We start from the raw sequence: 17,946 nt of genomic DNA on the forward strand, positions 1-17,946 counted from the left end.
GGCACGCGAATTTGCACACGCTTAGTGCAATATTGCACCATTATGCGCCATGCCAACGGGTAAACAGATCTTTTGGAAGCTCAATATCGAACTGATCGATAACGCGGTTGACCGTTTGATCGATCAAATCTTCAATGCGCTGCGGGCGGTGATAGAAGGCGGGCACCGGTGGCATGATCATCGCCCCCATCTCGGCGGCGGTGGTCATCATGCGCAAGTGACCAAGGTGAAGCGGGGTTTCACGTACGCACAGTACCAGTTTACGCTGCTCTTTCAGCACCACATCCGCTGCTCGCGTCAGCAGACTGTCACTGTAGCTGTGCACAATCCCTGACAGCGTTTTCATCGAACAGGGCAAAATCGCCATGCCCAGCGTCTTGAATGAACCCGAAGAGATGCTGGCGGCAATGTCACGCACATCGTGCACCACATCGGCCAGTGACTGAACATCACGCAGGCTGTAGTCGGTTTCCAGCGTCAGCGTTTGTCGTGCAGCAGGGCTCAACACCAAATGAGTTTCCACATCGGCCACCGGTTGCAGCACCTGCAACAGTCGTACGCCGTAGATCGCGCCGCTGGCGCCGGAAATTCCAATGATGAGTCGTTTCATAATTCAGCCTTGCCATTCAGATTGCGGCAATGATAGCCGCTACCTGAACAAAAATACAAAAACAAACAGGGCGGGATTGCGCCCGCCCTGTTTTATGTGTGCACCGCGAAGAGGTTAACCTTCGTTATGCAACTCCAGCCCTTCCACTTCATTCTGACGCTGAATCGCTTTCGCATCGTCATTACGCAGTGACTGCAGGTACTCAAGGTACTGCTGGTCAACGTCTTTAGTCACGTAAACGCCGTTGAATACCGAGCACTCAAACTGAGCAATATCCGGGTTCTCTTCGCGCACGGCTTCGATAAGATCATTCAGGTCCTGGAAAATCAGGGCATCAGCTTTGATTAGCTGGCGAATCTCTTCCACTTCACGACCGTGAGCAATCAGTTCCGTGGCACTCGGCATATCGATGCCGTATACGTTCGGGAAACGAATTTCCGGTGCAGCCGACGCAAGGTAAACGCGTTTTGCGCCCGCTTCACGTGCCATCTCAATGATCTGCTCTGAGGTGGTGCCACGGACAATTGAGTCATCGATCAGCAGCACGTTCTTATCACGGAATTCCGCACGGTTGGCGTTCAACTTGCGGCGAATCGCGCTGCGGCGCTGATGCTGACCAGGCATGATGAAGGTGCGGCCAACGTAGCGGTTTTTCACAAAGCCCTGACGATAAGGTTTGTCGAGGATGCGAGCGATTTCCAGCGCAGCATCGGTCGAGGTTTCCGGAATCGGGATCACCACATCGATATCCAGATCTTCCCACTCGCGAGCAATTTTCTCGCCCAGCTTGGTGCCCATGCGCACGCGCGCGCTATAGACAGAAACCTTATCCAGGAACGAGTCTGGGCGAGCAAAATAAACGTATTCGAACAGGCACGGATTGGTTTTCGGATTCTCAGCACACTGACGTGTAGAGAGCTGACCTTGTTCGGTGATGTACACCGCTTCGCCCGGTGCCACATCGCGAATGAACTCAAAGCCCAGGGTATCCAGCGCGACACTTTCAGAGGCCACCATATATTCGGTGCGGCCATCTTCAATCACACGTTTGCCCAGTACCAGCGGACGAATTCCGTTTGGATCGCGGAACGCGACCATACCGTGCCCGATAATCATCGAAACCACTGCGTAAGCGCCGCGCACATGCTGATGCACCGCCGCCACCGCAGCAAAAATGTTGTCAGCTTCCAGCGGGTAATGCTGAAAACGGTCCAGCTCCTGCGCAAAGATATTCAGCAGGATTTCAGAATCAGAGGTGGTGTTAACGTGACGGCGACCCACTTCGAACAGGTGTTTACGCAGCTCGTGCGCATTGGTGAGGTTACCGTTGTGCGCCAGCGTAATACCATAAGGGGAGTTGACATAGAATGGCTGCGCTTCAGAAGCACTGGAGCTGCCCGCCGTTGGGTAGCGAACGTGACCAATCCCGATGTTACCCTGCAAACGCTGCATGTGGCGTGCTTCGAAAACATCGCTCACCAAGCCGTTTGCTTTACGCAGACGAAAACAGTTAAGCGCATCGATGGTACAAATGCCGGCGGCATCTTGCCCGCGGTGCTGCAGCACCGTTAACGCGTCATAGATCGACTGGTTTACTGGCATAAAACCGGTGATACCAACAATACCGCACATGTTGTCATTTCCTCATTGGCCGCACTCCCGGTGGCGTTACCGGGGTATAAAACTGGACGTGCTTTTCAGGTAATCGAAAAACCACCTGATGATGTAACTGAACTGGGGAATGAGTTGCGACTGTTGCCAGTCCGGGCTTTTAGAAAAGCCGGTGAATGTATCGAGGAAGAAGAGCATAGCGGAAACAATCAGCACGCCACGCAACGCCCCGAAACAGACCCCCAACACCCTGTCGGTTCCCGACAAGCCGGTTTTTTCCACCAGCGAGCCGATCACATAGTTCACGATGGCACCCACAATCAGGGTGGCAACGAATAACACCGCGATAGCGATGCCGTTGCGAACCAGTTCGTCGTCAAAACCTGTAAACCAGACTGCAAGGTAGGTGTAGTAATGACTGGCGACAAAAAACGCGCATCCCCAGGTAACGAGAGATAAGGCTTCACGGACAAACCCACGAATCAGGCTGACCAGAGCCGAAAAACCAACTACCGCAATAATGACGTAATCAATCCAGATCATGAACTCTTCCAGCCCAGTGCTTATGCACCCCTGCATCCAGTTCGGGGCGCATTCTAACAGAAAAAGAAAACGTTTGCGTAGGGTTTTCCGGTTCTGCATCCATAAAAAAGGCGATGAAAAAAACTTTCCTCGCCCTGAGTATTATCAGCGATTCAACCTACTGATATTAATTAATTTTTTCATGCCATTTTGACAAACTGCGAATGCTTTACCGCGCCTTTTACTGCTATCGGCGCGGCTTATCAAGCCATTAACGTGTACCGTACGGTTTAATCACACCACCGAGGCCTGAAATGCTTTGTAGCTCGCTCAGTGAACTTTGCAGCTTCGCTTTTGACGCATCCGGACCCACGTAAATTCGGGTGATTTGTCCCTGCACCGGCGTTGACGGCACGGTAAAGGCGCGATAGCCCGAGAGACGCAGTTGCGCCACGATCTCACTCACCTTGGCCGCATTCTTCAGCGCGCCGAGTTGCACCACATACGCCTGGCCTGCTGGTGCCGCTTCCGGCTCACTCTGCTTCGGCGTTTCAACCGCTTTCGGCTGCTCAACCGGCTTCGGTTGTTCTACCGGTTTCGGTTTTGCCTGCTCGACAGGTTTTGGCTTCGGCTGTTCTACGGGCTTCGGCTTGGGTTGTTCAATCGGTTTGGGCTTCGGTTGCTCAACCGGCTTCACCTGCTGATGCACCGGCGGTGGTGTCACCAGCGTCGGCTCACTGTTCTGCGCAGGCTGGGCATTGCCGTTGCTGGCATTACCCGTGGCTTTCGCATTATCCGGATTCTGTGCCGCACCGGCGCCTTCTGGCGGTTGCGCAGGCAACGGTTGCGTGACCGGCGGTACCATTTCGCTGTCTTGCTGATCGTCAGGTTTGGGCACCAGCGGGATCGCCGCAAACTCTTCCTTGTAGTGTTTTTTCTTGCCGTCCAACAGGCCCGGCAACACAATGACGCCAATCGCAACCAGAATAACGGTCCCGACTAAGCGATTTTGAAACTTACTTGCCACTGCCGTTCTCCGCTGCCATCGATTCCATAACCTGTGCGACGGTGTGGAAAGATCCACACACCAGAATCACATCCTCAGGCGCTGCTTGCAGGCGCGCTGCTTGCCATGCCGCATCCACATGCGTGAACGCTTTGCCTGCATCAAGATGCGCAATCAACTCATCGGCGGTTGCACCGCGTGGACCATCAAGTGGCGCGCAATACCAGCTGTCCACCTGTGGCGACAATGCCGCCAGGGTGCCAGCGATATCTTTGTCGTGCAGCATGCCAACCACCGCCAGGACTTTCCCGCGCTTTGGCAGTTCAGCCAACCGTGAAGCCAGATAATAAGCGGCATGTGGATTGTGCGCCACATCGAGGATCACGCGCGGTGATTCGCTCACGGTCTGGAAGCGGCCCGGCAAAATCGCCAATGGCAGATGTTCGCGGATCACTGCCTCACTGACATTCAGGCCAGAGGCGCGTAACGCCGTCAGTGCCGTTGCCGCGTTGGGCAGCGGCACCTGTGGCAATGGCAGGTCGCGCAACTCACCGTGCGCATCCTGCAACGTCCAGCTGTTTTCCTGTTTTTGCCACTGCCAGTCGCGATTGATTTGCAGCAGCTGCGCGCCCTTCTCTGCGGCCACCTCTGCAATGGTGTGCGGCATATCAGGTTCACCCACTACCGCAGGCTTACCGGCGCGGAACACGCCGGCCTTTTCACGTCCGATACTTTCGCGATCTGGCCCCAGCCAGTCAGTGTGATCCAGGGCAATACTGGTGATAACCGCTACATCAGCATCGACAATGTTGGTGGCATCCAGACGACCGCCCAGCCCGACTTCCAGGATCACCACATCAAGGTTGGCATCGCGGAACAGATTGAGTGCCGATAGCGTACCAAATTCGAAATAGGTCAGCGAAGTGTCACCGCGCCCGGCTTCGATGCTGGCGAAACTGGCGCTGTGCAGCGCTTCATCCAGCTCAGCGCCCTGCACACGTACACGCTCAGTGTAGCGCACCAGATGCGGCGAACTGTAAACACCCACACGGTATCCCGCGGCCATCAACAAGGTTTCCAGCGTACGACAGGTGGTGCCTTTGCCGTTAGTGCCGGCGACGGTGAAGATAAACGGAGCGGGTTTGAGTAAATCGAGGCGTGCAGCAACGCGTTGAATACGGTCCAGACCCAGTTCGATGGCCTGCGAATGAAGATGTTCTAGATAATGAAGCCACGTGGCCAAAGGCGACGTGGCTTGGGGAAGAGTCTTGTCCATGTGTCCCGTTAACTGATTGACGGTGCATTGGTGAAAAGGCGCATAAATGCGCCTTTTCGTTGCCTGATCAGGCCTCGTTGCTCTCCGGCTCAGCCGTCGTTGGCTGATCACCATCCTGCAGCGGCGCTGGCAGGTTCATCATTTTCGCCAGCAGGCTTGCCAGCTTAAAGCGCATTTCCGGACGACGGATGATCATGTCGATCGCGCCTTTCTCAATCAGGAACTCACTGCGCTGGAAGCCCGGCGGCAGTTTTTCGCGCACGGTCTGCTCAATGACGCGTGGACCCGCAAAGCCGATCAGGGCTTTCGGTTCTGCCACGTTCAGATCGCCTAACATCGCGAAGCTGGCTGACACACCACCCATGGTTGGGTCAGTCAGCACGGAGATGTACGGCAAGCCGCGCTCCTGCATTTTCGCCAAGGCTGCGCTGGTTTTCGCCATCTGCATCAGCGACTGCAACGCTTCCTGCATACGCGCACCGCCACTGGCTGAGAAGCAAATCAGTGGGCAGTTATCTTCCAGTGCTTGTTCAACGCCACGCACAAAGCGCGCGCCAACCACAGAACCCATCGAGCCGCCCATAAAGGAGAACTCGAAAGCCACAGCCACCACCGGCATACCATGCAGTGTACCTTTCATGGTGATCAGTGCATCTTTTTCACCGGTATCTTTCTGCGCGGCAACCAGACGATCTTTGTACTTCTTAGAATCGCGGAACTTCAGCAGATCCTTCGGTTCCAGCTCGCTGCCTAACTCAACCAGAGAACCTTCGTCCAGCATGCTGTGCAGACGCTCACGGGCGTGCATACGCATGTGGTGGTCGCACTTCGGGCAGACCTCAAGGTTACGCTCCAGCTCGGCGCGGTACAGCACCTGACCGCAGCTATCGCATTTGGTCCAGACCCCTTCCGGGATACTGGCTTTGCGCGTTGGCGTGGTGGTGCTTTTATTCAGTATGCGTTCAATCCAGCTCATTGATGACCTTTCTGTTTAATGCTGACCTGGTCCAGTCTTCTTGTGGCTGCCGAAATCACCTTCAGCAGGCCGTAAATGTCGCTCATTAAACCACAACCCGTTCTCGCTGTGGACAAAAATCTGGTAACAGGCTTACTGTGGCTTCTGCTGACGCGCCTGACGGCGATGGCGCCATACTTCAATCACGCCTGGCAGTATTGAGACCACAATAATGCCCACAATCAGCAGCTTCAGGTTCTCTTGCACCACTGGCAAGTCACCAAACAGGTAACCGGCGTAGGAGAAGAGCAGCACCCAAAGCAGCGCACCCGTTACGTTGAAGAGCGCGAAGTGGCGATAAGACATGTGTCCCATCCCTGCCACAAAGGGGGCAAAGGTTCGCACGATTGGTACAAAGCGCGCAAGTATAATGGTTTTACCGCCGTGGCGATCATAGAACGCGTGGGTTTTATCCAGGTAGCTGCGACGGAAAATTTTTGAGTTCGGGTTACTGAACAGCTTCTCACCGAACAACCGACCAATAGTGTAGTTCACCGCATCGCCGAGGATGGCGGCGATCACCAGCAGCGTCACCATTAAATGCACATTGAGATCGTTGCCCGGCAGTGCAGCCAAGGCACCGGCCACAAACAGCAGGGAATCCCCTGGCAGGAAAGGTGTGACCACTAAGCCGGTTTCACAGAACAGGATCAGGAACAGAATGGCGTAAATCCAGATGCCGTACTGCGCCACGAGTTCGGCTAAATGCACATCAATATGCAGAATAAAATCAATAACGAAGTGGATAAACTCCATACGGCTCCCCTACATCCTTCAATTAACAGTTAATCCGCGAGGAACAAGGGTCCCAGCGCAGGCTGAGGTAACGCAAAATGGGATGGATAATCCACCGCCACCAAATACAACCCTTCTGCTTTAGCGGTTGCTGCCGCCAGAGTGCGATCTTTTGCTGCCAGCAACTCAGCCATCCAATTCTCAGGCTTGTTGCCACAACCAATTTCCATCAGGCTGCCAACGATATTGCGCACCATGTGATGCACAAAGGCGTTGGCTTTGATATCGACAATCACATACGGCCCCTGACGCGTGACGTTGAGGTGCATCACATTGCGCCACGGTGTGCGTGACTGGCACTGTACGGCACGGAACGAGGTAAAATCGTTCTCGCCGATCAAACACTGCCCTGCACGCTGCATTTTTTCCGCATCCAGCGGATGATAAAAATGGGTGATACCGTTACCCAGAATCGCAGGACGCAGCCGCTGGTTGAAAATCACGTAGCGATAGCGACGCGCAGTGGCACTGAAACGCGCGTGGAACTCATCGGGCACTTCTTTGACCCAACGCACCGCAATGTCATCCGGCAAATTGGCGTTGGCGCCCAGCGTCCAGGCACCGTCAGCACGCTGTGAGGTGGTTTCAAAATGCACCACCTGCCCGGTCCCATGCACACCCGCATCGGTGCGTCCGGCGCAGAACACCACCACCGGATGGTTCGCCACTTTCGACAGCGCTTTTTCCAGCTTTTCCTGCACGCTGCGCACTTCATTCTGTCGCTGCCAGCCGTAATAACGGCTGCCATCGTACTCAATGCCTAACGCCAGCTTAATGGTCTTAGCTTCAGACAACATTAATAGAAATACTCCTGCACCAATTTCTCAGCGGTTTTCACGGCCATCAATGCGCCGCCGAAGCGGATGTTGTCCGCCACTGACCAGAACTGCAGCAGTTCAGGCACGCCGTAATCGTTACGCACGTTGCCAATGCTCAGTGCATCGCTGCCCGATGCATCGCTGACCGGCGTTGGGTACTCACCGTCTTCGCTCAAATTGATGTCTTCGGCACGGGCCAGTTCATCTCGTGCTTCTTCTGCTGACAGCGGGCGCAGGTTTTCGATGTGCACCAACTGTGCGCTGCCGTAAAACACCGGTGCCTGCACGCTGCTGACCGCAATCGGTAAACCTTCGTCCTGCAACACTTTACGTACTTGATCCACCAAACGACGTTCGCTCTCAACGCTGCCATTGTTGTCTGCCAACTGTGGCAACAGGTTGAACGCCAGCTGGCGGCCAAAGTAGTGTTCATCGGCGGGGATGCCGTTCAGCAAACGCGCGCTCTCACCGGCCAGGCCATCAACCGCGGCTTTACCATGGCTGGAGACAGACATCAGGTTGGTGACCTGTAAACGGCTTAAACCGGCGCTATCCACCAGCGGTTTGATCGCGCTCAGCAACTGACTGACCAGCGCATCTGCCACTGTCACAATATTACGATTACGATAGTCGGCCAGCACCTGCGGATTGACATCTGGCACCACCAACGGCACATCCGGCTCCAGCGCGAACAGGTCGCTGCTGTCGATCACCAGACAACCCTGGCTCGCGGCATCATCCGCATAACGTGCTGAGGCTTCACGCCCAGCCGCGAAAAATGCCAGCTGTGCCTGGGTCCAGTCGAACTCGGCGGCATCCTGCACCCGCAGGGTACGACCATCAAAACGTACACTCTCACCGGCGCTGTTTTCACTCGCCAGCAGATGCAATTCACCAACCGGGAACTGGCGTTCTGCCAGCAATTCCAGTACAGCGTTCCCTACTGCGCCTGTTGCGCCCAGTAGCGCGATATTCCAGCCGTCAGACATGTTGGTTTACTCCAGACAATGACACAAAAAATTGAGGCGGTGACATCACCGCCTGACATTTAAGACTTTTCCCGCGCGAAAACGCAGGGGATTGATTTAACTTTACAAACTGGCGCGAAAACCGAGTTTTTCCAGCATGGCAGCCGCGTCGGCGTCATCGCATTTCACCTGCAGCGAGGACCACTCACGGCGCTCTTCGTACTGCTTGCGCAGGCGGTCAAATTCACCTGGCTGCGCGGCCACTTTTCGTAGTGGGGCATCATCGCGGCGCACATCATACACCAGATGCACCAGTCGTTTCAGCGTAGGCTGATCGAGCTTACCGTGCAGCGTGATGGTGCCAAACTCGGGTGCAGGCAGCAGACTCTCCAGCGCCACCTGTTGGGGCTGGCCGATAAAGTCACACCAGGCTTCGAATACCTGCGTGGTTCCGCGCGCTTTCCCTTCCAGGGTATAGCCTGCAATATGGGCCGTGGCGATATCCACTTTATCCAGCAGATCCAGATTCAGATCCGGCTCTGGCTCCCACACATCCAGCACCACGCTCAGATCGCTGCGCAGCTTGAGCACTTCCAGTAAGGCGGCGTTATCCACCACCGGGCCACGACAGGCGTTGATCAGGATGGTGTTCGGTTTTAACGCCATCAACAGCGCCATGTCGGCCAGATGCCAGCTTTTATAAGGCCCATCTTTAAACAGTGGCGTGTGGAACGTCAGGATATCGGCCTGCGCCACCACCTCATCGAGCGAATGGAAATCTTCCTGATCGCCACGATAGGCGCGTGGCGGATCGCACAGCAAAGTTTTCACACCCCAGGCGGCAAGACGTTTTTGCAAGCGTCCGCCGACATTCCCAACGCCGACAATGCCCACAGTACGATCGCGCAACTCGAAACCATCACGCTCAGCCAGCAGCAGTAAAGAAGAGAACACATACTCCACTACGGCAATGGCGTTGCAGCCCGGCGCGGCAGAGAAGGCAATGCCCGCCGCCGCCAGCGATGCGTCATCAATATGGTCAGTGCCTGCCGTCGCAGTACCGACAAACTTCACCGGCGTGCCCGCCAGCAGTGCCGCATTGACTTTGGTGACGGAACGCACCATCAGTCCGCTGGCATTCTGTAATTCCGCTTCCGGTAATGGTCGACCCGGTACCGCCAGCACATCACCAGTACGGCTGAACAGTTCACGGGCGTAAGGCATATTTTCATCGACGAGAATTTTCACTGCGGCGGTCCTGTCATATTGAAATAAACGGGGCGTATTTTGTCACAAAGTCTGGGATTAGACTAACCGACTGCGATAGCGATCGGGCGTCGTACCCGCCTGCTGTTGAAACATCACAATCAGCGCGGATGCCGAACTGTAACCGAGTTCATGTGCGATCCCCTGCACGCTACAACCTTGCTCAAGAAGCGCAATCGCGCGCAGAAAACGCAAACGCTGCCGCCATTCGCTGAACGACATGTTCAGTTGCTGTTGGCAACGCCGCGCCAGCGTACGCTCGGTGGTAAATACGCACTTCGCCCATTGTGCCAGCGTGGTGTTATCGCCGGGGTTATCCTCCAGCGCGCGGAGAATCGGCGCGAGAAATTTGTCATCCGATAACGGTAAATAACTGGTGTGCACGGGCGCTAAACCCAGGCGGTCGATGAGTACCTCGCACAATCGCCAGTCGGCTTCGGTCTGAGGCTGTTCCAGCGAGCGCCGCGCAAAGTCGTTCATAATGGCGTGCACAATGGCATCGACGTTAAGCAAACAGGCTTTTTCCGGCAGGTCGTGGCAAAGCTCAGCGGCAATATTCAAGGTGCGAAAGTGCGCGGTGTTGTGGTTATAGCTGCTGTGACGATGGGTCGGTGGGATCCAGATCGGCATATCTGAAGGGGCCAACAAGCGCTCACCCTCCACTTCCATCTCCATGACGTGGCGGGTGACAAAAATCACCTGCCCCCAATCGTGAGCATGTGGAAGATACTCGGTCTTCGCATTGGCTTCGTCATAACGCATAAAGAAGCGCAGCATCGGTGCATCAATGGGCGCCTGATACTCGATCTGTAAATTCATTCTGTCCGGTCATTAACGAATATTGTCCGATTTTAACTATCTGGTTTAAACCGGTCAAACGTAAACTATTCGCAATTATTTCAGGAGCCGTACGATGAATTTACTCTTTCCGCTGATTGCGGTGCTGATCTGGTCGATCAACACCATCGTCAGCAAACTCTCTGCCGGGAGCATCGATCCTGCCGCCATTTCATTCTATCGCTGGTTGCTGGCGCTGGTGGTGCTGGCGCCGTTCTGCTTGCCCGGTGTCTGGCGTCATCGACAGACCATTCGTGCAAATGTGTGGCGTTTACTGGTCCTCGGCCTGCTGGGCATGGTGCTGTATCAGAGTCTTGCCTACTACGCGGCGCACAGCGTGTCAGCGGTGATGATGGGTATTCTGGGTGCCACCATCCCACTGTTAACCATCTTGCTCAGTGTGTTCGTGCTGCGCCTCGCACCCACGCGTGGGATTTTGATCGGCGGCCTGCTGTCATTTGTCGGGCTGGTGTGGCTGGTCAGTGAAGGCAACCCTGCCCAGCTGCTGAATCAACGTCTCGGAAACGGGGAGTTGATGATGCTGGCGGCCTCTACTTCGTACGCGCTCTATGGCGTACTTACCAAGCGCTGGGCGATCCCGCTGCCCACCTGGCAGAGCCTCTATGTACAGATTTTCTTTGGCGTGTTGCTGCTATTGCCGGGTTTCCTGCATGCACCAGACGTCACGCTGAATATGCATAATATTCCGCTGGTGCTGTTTGCAGGGCTATTTGCTTCTATTGTCGCGCCATTCCTGTGGATTCTTGGCGTACAACGGCTCGGTGCCAGCACCACCAGCATCTTTATGAATTTCGTACCGGCTTTTACGGCAATTATCGCCGTGCTGTTCCTGCATGAGCAGTTGCATGCCTATCACTGGGTGGGCGGCGGCATGACGTTAGTCGGCGTGATTCTGGCGCAACGCCTGAAAACCCCGCTGCGCAAGCCGCGCGCCATCGCGCCGCAGATCAGCGAAAGTTAATGATGACCCGCAGCCCGCCTAATTGTGGGCTGCGATCGAGTTGCAATTGTGCACCATGCCAGGCACAAATATCTTTCACCAGCGCGAGGCCGATGCCTGCCCCAGGCTGGCTGGCATTCTCTAAACGACCAAACGGCTGCAAAGCCTGATGCTGTTGTGACGTACTGATGCCCGGCCCACTGTCCTCTATTTCCAGCATTTTTTCCTGCAATCGCGCCGTCACGACGCCCCCTTCAGGCGTGTATTTGATCGCGTTGTCGAGTAAGTTGGCACACAGCTCAGCCAGCAATAGGCTATCGCCTTGCACGTTACAGGCGATGTCGCCTTCAAACCCCAGGTCAATCTGTTTGTGGCGTGCGGCGGCATAGCTGCTGAAGCAAGCCTGTTCCACGATTTGATTCAGGTTGACGCGGGCGAAGGGTTTATCTTCTCCGTGCCGGGCTTTGATTTGCGCAAGCTGCAAAAGTCGGTCGGTGAGTTGTACCGTATCGTTGAGCGTATGGCGCATACCAAGCAAACTTTCCCGCCATTGCGCGGGGTCGTCACTATTCAATGCAACGCCAACCTGCGTTTTGAGAATGGTGAGTGGCGTACGCAACTGGTGCGAAACATCCGCACTAAAACGTTCCTGACGCGCCAGTAAACCGCGCAGTCGTTCCAGATGGCGATTGAAGGCGATAATCAGAGGCTGTAATTCCGACCAGGGCAATAGCGATGGCAAGGGCGTTAACTCACCGGGCGCACGGCGTAACATCATGCGCGATAACCGGCGCAGCGGCCTTAACACTTTGCGTAACAGCAGGCTGGCTAATAACAGGGTAATCAGCACCAGAAAGCTTTGGCTAATCAAAGCGGTGCGCAACAGTCCTTCCGCAAAGACATGCCGCGAATTAAGGGTTTCGGCCACTAAGACCAGTGCCATCCCCTCTACGCCTTGCTCGTTCACCGGCTGCCATAACGCCGCCACCCGAATCGGTTGTTTACGATAATTGCCATCATAAAAATGCACTAATGCAGGATAGGCCTCTGAAAGGGGCGCATTGCGTGGCAATGGGGGCAAATCGGGATAGCCAGACAGGGTTTTACCCTGCGGCGAAATGACCTGATAAAACAGCTGATCGTTCATATTGCGCTCGAAACTGTCGAGCACCACCCAAGGGACATCCACATCCAGATGGTTTTGCCGCACCACCAGCCTCTCCGCCACCGTCCTTGCCGAGGCGAGGAGTGAGCGGTCATAGGCCTGATTCGCGGCTTGCATTGCGCTTTGATAATGGGTGTAAACCGACAATCCCCACAGCAACATCAACGGGGCACCCAACCACAGCAGCAGTTCACCACGCAGTGAATGGCTCAGGCGCACGGTTGGCACTCCAGGCTGTAACCTAATCCACGTAGCGTCACGATCGCGACATCACTGCCCTGCAGTTTTTTCCTTACCCGATGCACGTACAGCTCAATACTTTCCAGGCTGGCTTCATCGGTCAAGGTGAAGGTTTGTTCGTAAAGATGTTGACGTGACACAGGACGTCCAGGGCGTTGCATCAACGTGGAGAGCACGCTGGCTTCGCGCGGGGTGAGCAGCAAGGGTTTGTGATTCAACAAAAAATAGCCTTCGCCGTCGCGCTCCAGTTGCCCTACGGTCTGTGATTGCGCTGTTTGCCCCTGACTGCGGCGCAGCAGCGCCCGCAAGCGCGCTTCCAACTCATCCAGTTCAAACGGCTTAGTGAGATAGTCATCCGCGCCCGCATTCAGTCCTTGCACGCGCTGTTCCAGTGCGCTTTTGGCCGTCAGCAGCAACACCGGGGTGGCCTGCCCGCGTTTACGCAATCGCGCCAGCACCGCAAGGCCATCTAAGCGCGGCAGCGACACATCCAATACCACCACCGCATAGTCTTCGCTTTGCAAAACGTGATCCGCCGCCAGCCCGTCCGCCACCCAATCCACGGCAAAGCCTTTCTGTGTCAGGGCTTTTTGCAGCCAGTTGGCTAACTCAACCGTATCTTCCACCAGTAAGAGACGCATATCACATCCTGCTACTTTTCCCGAGCATTGAAAGGTAAATGAAAGGTTACGCCATTAACAATTCAGCAACGCCGAATGTTCGGCAGTTGTCACACTCTGGAAGAATGAATGGAGCGAATAATGAAAAAAATCTTACCCCTCGCCCTCGCCTCAACCCTACTGGCTGTGTCGATCTCTTCTGCGATGGCAGAAGCACCAGACCGCACAGAATGTATCGCCCCTGCCAAACCCGGCGGCGGGTTCGATCTGACCTGTAAACTGATTCAGGTTTCGATGCAGGAAACCGGCGAAATCAAGAAGCCGATGCGTGTGACATACATGCCAGGCGGTGTCGGTGCCGTAGCTTACAACGCCATTATTGCGCAACGCCCGGCCGAAGCAGGCACGCTGGTGGCCTTCTCCGGCGGTTCGTTGCTCAATCTCTCTCAGGGCAAGTTTGGTCGCTATTCAGAAAGTGACGTGAAGTGGTTGGCTGCGGTCGGCACCGACTACGGCATCGTCGCGGTGCGCAATGATGCCCCATGGAAAACGCTGGGCGAACTGATGGAAGCCATGAAGAGCGATCCCACAAAAGTGGTAGTCGGTGCGGGTGCCTCCATTGGTAGCCAGGATTGGATGAAAACCGCCTTACTGGCTCGCGAAGCGGGCATCGACCCACGCAAGATGCGCTACGTCGCCTTTGAAGGTGGTGGCGAGCCGGTAACAGCACTGTTGGGTAACCATATTCAGGTGGTGTCCGGTGATATGAGCGAGATGGTGCCACATCTGCAGGCTGGCAAGTTGCGCGTGCTGGCCGTGATGTCTGATAAACGCTTACCAGGTGATCTGGCGAGTGTGCCCACCGCCAAAGAGCAAGGCTACAACGTTGAATGGCCGATCATTCGTGGCTATTACCTCGGTCCGAAAGTGAGTGACGCGGAATATCAATGGTGGGAAGACGCGTTCAAGAAACTGGTCACCACCAAAGAATTCCAGCAACAGCGCGATATGCGCGGACTGTTTGAATTCAACTTGTTCGGCAACGAACTGGATGCCTATGTGAAAAAACAAGTGGCTGAATACCGAGAACAAGCCAAATCCTTTGGCCTGGCCAAATAACGGAGTCGATGATGAGCGATCGTATCTTCGCCGGTATCTGGCTGCTGCTGTGCATTGCCGGGCTGTTTATCGCCTGGCAAATCCAGAGTGAGTACAGCTATGAGCCGGTCGGCCCTCGCCCTTTCCCAATGTTGCTGCTGGGGTTAATGGCGATTTGCGCCGTGATGATGTTACTGCGCAAGCCTGATGGGGTGCAGTGGCCTGCCGCCGCCACACTGAAAAAGCTGGTGCTAATGTGCCTGATGTTGGTGGTTTATGGCTGGCTATTTGAGCGAATGGGCTTCGCTTTATGCACCTCGCTACTGACCTTTGGCATCGGATTGTTGTTTGGCGCGCGCTGGTGGGCGGCCGCGGTGTCCGGTGGGGTGATGGGTGTTGCGCTGTTTTATGCCTTTGACCGCCTGCTTGACGTCACCTTACCGGTCGGCAGCTGGTTCAATTAACAGGAGTCTCACATGGATACCTGGTCATTTCTGATGCAAGGGTTTGACGTCGCGATGACGCCGGAAAACCTGATGATCGCGCTGATTGGCTGCTTTATTGGCACCATTGTCGGCTTGCTGCCCGGACTCGGGCCCATTAACGGCGTGGCGATCCTGATGCCACTAGCGTTTGCTCTGCACTTACCGGCCGAGTCAGCACTGATCCTGCTCGCGACGGTCTACATTGGCTGTGAGTACGGTGGGCGCATATCCTCCATTCTTCTCAACGTACCGGGTGATGCCGGCGCAATTATGACCGCGCTGGATGGCTACCCTATGGCGCAACAGGGTAAAGCCGGCGTTGCCTTATCGATTTCGGCGGTGAGTTCGTTTATTGGGTCCACTATCTCCATCCTCGGCATTATTCTCTTCGCCCCTATCCTGGCTAACTGGTCGCTGGCCTTTGGCCCGGCAGAGTATTTCGCGCTGATGGTGTTTGCTATTGCCTGTCTGGGCAGCATGATGAGCCACAATCCGTTGAAATCGTTTTTGGCTGCGCTGATTGGCTTGGGCATGGCGACTGTAGGCGTTGATGCCAATACCGGTGTCTATCGCTTCACGTTTGATAGCGTCCACCTCTCCGATGGCATCCAGTTTGTTGTGGTGGTGATTGGGCTATTTTCGGTCAGTGAAATCCTGCTGATGCTGGAATCCACCAGCAGCGGCCAGAAAGTGGTCCGTGCCAGCGGTCGCATGATGTTCAATATGAAAGAAGCCGCGCAGGCAACCGGTGCAACCTTGCGCTCCTCCTTTATCGGTTTCTTTGTCGGTGTGCTGCCAGGCGCGGGCGCAACCATCGCCAGTGCCATCGCTTATATGAGCGAGAAGAAAATCAGCGGCAGCGATCAGTTTGGGAAAGGGGATATTCGCGGCGTGGCAGCGCCTGAAGCGGCTAACAACGCTTCAGCCTGCGGCTCCTTTATTCCGATGCTGACGCTGGGTATTCCAGGCTCTGGCACCACGGCGGTGATGGTGGGTGCACTGACGCTGTATAACATCACACCTGGGCCGGCGATGTTTACCGAGCAACCCGATATCGTCTGGGGCCTGATTGCGGCACTGCTGATTGGTAACGTGATGCTATTGATCATGAATATCCCGATGATCAATATCTTTGCGCGCATGTTGACGATTCCGCTGTGGTTCCTGGTGCCAGCGATCGCTGCGATCTCTGCAGTCGGTGTTTACGCCGTGCACAGTACCACTTTTGATCTGCTGCTGATGGTCGGTTTGGGTATTTTTGGCTATATCCTGCGTAAAATGGATTTCCCGATGTCACCGCTAATTTTAGGTTTCGTGCTGGGAGAGATGCTGGAGCAAAATCTACGTCGAGCACTTTCCATCAGTAACGGCAACCTGCCGATTCTGTGGGAAAGCCTTATCTGTAAAGTACTATTGGTGCTGGCGATTGCCGTCCTGATCGTGCCGCCATTGTGGAAACGCTGGCGACGTAAGCGTCTTAAACTGGCTGAAGCAGAATAAGTCGGCACCTGACGCGATTTCCCCTCACTGCCCCCGTGGATTTCCCGGGGGCTTTTGTTATCATATGGCCTCTTTTTTCCGGCGCACCCGGATCTGACCTCGTTTTTCAAGGATTCCGCCATGCAACCTCTCAGCGGTCCCGGTGTGCCTGCGGGCGATCGTTCAACGCCTACTCTCGCAACTGGCCCAACCCGTCCTGGCGGACCGGCGGGTGAACAGCCCCTCACCCCTGCCCAGCGCACGACGCTGGAACGTCTCATTGTTCGCATCATGTCTCTCAGCACACTGAAAGCGCCGGAGTTGTGGGCAGGCGTGCGTCATGAGGTGGGGGTGAAGAACGATGCAGAACTCCAATCGCGCCATTTCCCTGCCGCTGAACAGCATCTGAATGGTCGTTTAACGCAGGTGCAAAACAGCCTGGCCACGCGCCAGCTATTGCAGCAGTTGTTAGAAAAACTGCCGCAGGGCAATAATCGTCAGGCCGTCAGTGACTTTATTCGTCAGCAATTTAACCAAACCGTGTTAAGTGCGCTGTCGCAGGATCAACTGCGTCAGGTGTTGACGATGCTGCAAAATGGCCAGATGGCGATCCCACAGCCTCAGCAAACGCGCGTCTCGGATCGCACCTTGCTGCCGGCTGAACAGCAGTCACTCAATCAGCAAGTCACACGCCTTGCCGCGACGACCGGCGAATCGCCGGTTAAACTGCTGGCTGATACCTTAAAACTGGTCAATCTGAAAAGTGGCGATCCCATTCCCTCACGCCACTTCCCACTGCTGACACAGTATCTTCAGGTGCGTCAGACGCTGAGCCAGCATCATGCGCCAACGCTACAGTTACTGGAAAGCTCGCTGAAACAACCGCTGACTCATGATGAACAACGATTGCTGGAAGATTACAGCCAGCAACGCTTCCAGGCCACGCCGCAAACGGTACTGACCCCGGCACAAGCGCAAGATCTGCTCAATGTGCTGTTCAGCCGCCGCGTAGAGAAGACGCTTGAACAACCGCATGCCGCCAGCGAATTACGCCCTCAGCCCATCTGGTCACCTTGGGTTGAAATGCTGCCGCGTCCGCTGGCCCAGCGTCCGGCATTAACGCTGATCCTTGGACTGGCGCTGTTCTTCTTTTTACTGTGGCTGTTCTTGTAAA

The 17,946-nt window shown here is 55.3% G+C and carries 18 protein-coding genes; 5 read left to right on the forward strand and 13 right to left on the reverse strand.

What is annotated here, in order from left to right:
* Positions 1–40: 40 nt before the first annotated feature.
* The 11 genes from QMZ30_RS03900 to QMZ30_RS03950 all read right to left on the reverse strand — a co-directional run bounded on the left by QMZ30_RS03900 (position 41) and on the right by QMZ30_RS03950 (position 10,706).
* On the reverse strand, positions 41–610 hold the full coding sequence (locus QMZ30_RS03900; RefSeq protein ID WP_283226470.1) for a UbiX family flavin prenyltransferase: 570 nt from the start codon (positions 608–610) through the stop codon (positions 41–43).
* A 114-nt stretch (positions 611–724) separates the two neighbouring features.
* A complete protein-coding gene (purF, locus tag QMZ30_RS03905; RefSeq protein WP_283226471.1) occupies positions 725–2,242 on the reverse strand; it encodes an amidophosphoribosyltransferase in 1,518 nt (505 codons plus the stop codon).
* Between the two features lie 36 nt (positions 2,243–2,278).
* Positions 2,279–2,764, reverse strand: a complete 486-nt coding sequence (gene cvpA / locus QMZ30_RS03910; RefSeq protein WP_034825265.1) for a colicin V production protein — start codon at positions 2,762–2,764, stop codon at positions 2,279–2,281.
* Positions 2,765–3,014: 250 nt separating this feature from the next.
* Positions 3,015–3,770 carry a cell division protein DedD gene (dedD, locus tag QMZ30_RS03915; protein ID WP_283226472.1) on the reverse strand — a complete coding sequence of 252 codons (756 nt, stop codon included), beginning with the start codon at positions 3,768–3,770 and terminating at the stop codon, positions 3,015–3,017.
* Positions 3,760–5,025, reverse strand: a complete 1,266-nt coding sequence (gene folC, locus QMZ30_RS03920) for a bifunctional tetrahydrofolate synthase/dihydrofolate synthase (RefSeq protein ID WP_039337190.1) — start codon at positions 5,023–5,025, stop codon at positions 3,760–3,762. Before folC ends, dedD begins: the two co-directional genes overlap by 11 nt.
* A gap of 67 nt (positions 5,026–5,092) precedes the next feature.
* On the reverse strand, positions 5,093–6,001 hold the full coding sequence (gene accD / locus QMZ30_RS03925) for an acetyl-CoA carboxylase, carboxyltransferase subunit beta (RefSeq protein WP_039337192.1): 909 nt from the start codon (positions 5,999–6,001) through the stop codon (positions 5,093–5,095).
* A gap of 132 nt (positions 6,002–6,133) precedes the next feature.
* Entirely contained in the window at positions 6,134–6,796 is a 663-nt protein-coding gene (locus QMZ30_RS03930; protein WP_039337194.1) for a DedA family protein, read from the reverse strand.
* A gap of 29 nt (positions 6,797–6,825) precedes the next feature.
* A complete protein-coding gene (gene truA, locus QMZ30_RS03935) occupies positions 6,826–7,632 on the reverse strand; it encodes a tRNA pseudouridine(38-40) synthase TruA (RefSeq protein WP_064511439.1) in 807 nt (268 codons plus the stop codon).
* The gene (locus tag QMZ30_RS03940; protein ID WP_283226473.1) at positions 7,632–8,642 is read right to left on the reverse strand and encodes an aspartate-semialdehyde dehydrogenase; all 1,011 of its coding nucleotides are present in this window, start codon (positions 8,640–8,642) and stop codon (positions 7,632–7,634) included. The genes truA and QMZ30_RS03940 overlap by 1 nt, the downstream gene beginning before the upstream one ends.
* Before the next feature lie 102 nt (positions 8,643–8,744).
* Positions 8,745–9,869: a 4-phosphoerythronate dehydrogenase PdxB gene (gene pdxB / locus QMZ30_RS03945; RefSeq protein WP_283226474.1), complete on the reverse strand. Its 1,125-nt coding sequence runs from the start codon at positions 9,867–9,869 to the stop codon at positions 8,745–8,747.
* Positions 9,870–9,926: 57 nt separating this feature from the next.
* Complete coding sequence (locus tag QMZ30_RS03950) at positions 9,927–10,706, reverse strand: AraC family transcriptional regulator (protein ID WP_283226475.1); 780 nt, start codon at positions 10,704–10,706, stop codon at positions 9,927–9,929.
* Positions 10,707–10,800: 94 nt separating this feature from the next.
* Between QMZ30_RS03950 and QMZ30_RS03955 the strand changes: the two genes are divergently transcribed.
* Complete coding sequence (locus tag QMZ30_RS03955; protein WP_283226476.1) at positions 10,801–11,706, forward strand: DMT family transporter; 906 nt, start codon at positions 10,801–10,803, stop codon at positions 11,704–11,706.
* Here QMZ30_RS03955 and QMZ30_RS03960 read toward each other — a convergent pair.
* The gene (locus QMZ30_RS03960; RefSeq protein WP_283226477.1) at positions 11,693–13,069 is read right to left on the reverse strand and encodes a sensor histidine kinase; all 1,377 of its coding nucleotides are present in this window, start codon (positions 13,067–13,069) and stop codon (positions 11,693–11,695) included. The two genes, QMZ30_RS03955 and QMZ30_RS03960, sit on opposite strands and share 14 nt — an antisense overlap.
* A complete protein-coding gene (tctD, locus tag QMZ30_RS03965) occupies positions 13,060–13,731 on the reverse strand; it encodes a transcriptional regulator TctD (protein ID WP_283226478.1) in 672 nt (223 codons plus the stop codon). The genes QMZ30_RS03960 and tctD overlap by 10 nt, the downstream gene beginning before the upstream one ends.
* Before the next feature lie 120 nt (positions 13,732–13,851).
* On the opposite strand from tctD, the gene QMZ30_RS03970 reads away from it, so the two are divergent.
* The 4 genes from QMZ30_RS03970 to flk all read left to right on the forward strand — a co-directional run bounded on the left by QMZ30_RS03970 (position 13,852) and on the right by flk (position 17,945).
* Complete coding sequence (locus tag QMZ30_RS03970; RefSeq protein WP_283226479.1) at positions 13,852–14,829, forward strand: Bug family tripartite tricarboxylate transporter substrate binding protein; 978 nt, start codon at positions 13,852–13,854, stop codon at positions 14,827–14,829.
* An 11-nt stretch (positions 14,830–14,840) separates the two neighbouring features.
* Complete coding sequence (locus tag QMZ30_RS03975; protein WP_283226480.1) at positions 14,841–15,272, forward strand: tripartite tricarboxylate transporter TctB family protein; 432 nt, start codon at positions 14,841–14,843, stop codon at positions 15,270–15,272.
* Positions 15,273–15,284: 12 nt separating this feature from the next.
* Complete coding sequence (locus tag QMZ30_RS03980; protein ID WP_283226481.1) at positions 15,285–16,793, forward strand: tripartite tricarboxylate transporter permease; 1,509 nt, start codon at positions 15,285–15,287, stop codon at positions 16,791–16,793.
* A 120-nt stretch (positions 16,794–16,913) separates the two neighbouring features.
* On the forward strand, positions 16,914–17,945 hold the full coding sequence (flk, locus tag QMZ30_RS03985; RefSeq protein ID WP_283226482.1) for a flagella biosynthesis regulator Flk: 1,032 nt from the start codon (positions 16,914–16,916) through the stop codon (positions 17,943–17,945).
* Position 17,946: the final 1 nt, after the last annotated feature.

This window comes from Pantoea sp. EA-12, from assembly GCF_030053355.1.
GTDB classification, from domain to species: Bacteria; Pseudomonadota; Gammaproteobacteria; order Enterobacterales; family Enterobacteriaceae; genus Pantoea; species Pantoea vagans_C.

Bases quoted from the DNA above. Each gene is read 5' to 3' on its own strand.
- QMZ30_RS03975 (WP_283226480.1), top strand. From the start codon at position 14,841: ATGAGCGATCGTATCTTCGCCGGTATCTGGCTGCTGCTGTGCATTGCC.
- QMZ30_RS03980 (WP_283226481.1), top strand. From the start codon at position 15,285: ATGGATACCTGGTCATTTCTGATGCAAGGGTTTGACGTCGCGATGACG.
- folC (WP_039337190.1), bottom strand. From the start codon at position 5,025: ATGGACAAGACTCTTCCCCAAGCCACGTCGCCTTTGGCCACGTGGCTT.
- QMZ30_RS03955 (WP_283226476.1), top strand. From the start codon at position 10,801: ATGAATTTACTCTTTCCGCTGATTGCGGTGCTGATCTGGTCGATCAAC.
- accD (WP_039337192.1), bottom strand. From the start codon at position 6,001: ATGAGCTGGATTGAACGCATACTGAATAAAAGCACCACCACGCCAACG.
- QMZ30_RS03970 (WP_283226479.1), top strand. From the start codon at position 13,852: ATGAAAAAAATCTTACCCCTCGCCCTCGCCTCAACCCTACTGGCTGTG.
- QMZ30_RS03940 (WP_283226473.1), bottom strand. From the start codon at position 8,642: ATGTCTGACGGCTGGAATATCGCGCTACTGGGCGCAACAGGCGCAGTA.
- cvpA (WP_034825265.1), bottom strand. From the start codon at position 2,764: ATGATCTGGATTGATTACGTCATTATTGCGGTAGTTGGTTTTTCGGCT.
- truA (WP_064511439.1), bottom strand. From the start codon at position 7,632: ATGTTGTCTGAAGCTAAGACCATTAAGCTGGCGTTAGGCATTGAGTAC.
- tctD (WP_283226478.1), bottom strand. From the start codon at position 13,731: ATGCGTCTCTTACTGGTGGAAGATACGGTTGAGTTAGCCAACTGGCTG.
- flk (WP_283226482.1), top strand. From the start codon at position 16,914: ATGCAACCTCTCAGCGGTCCCGGTGTGCCTGCGGGCGATCGTTCAACG.
- QMZ30_RS03900 (WP_283226470.1), bottom strand. From the start codon at position 610: ATGAAACGACTCATCATTGGAATTTCCGGCGCCAGCGGCGCGATCTAC.
- QMZ30_RS03950 (WP_283226475.1), bottom strand. From the start codon at position 10,706: ATGAATTTACAGATCGAGTATCAGGCGCCCATTGATGCACCGATGCTG.
- QMZ30_RS03930 (WP_039337194.1), bottom strand. From the start codon at position 6,796: ATGGAGTTTATCCACTTCGTTATTGATTTTATTCTGCATATTGATGTG.
- purF (WP_283226471.1), bottom strand. From the start codon at position 2,242: ATGTGCGGTATTGTTGGTATCACCGGTTTTATGCCAGTAAACCAGTCG.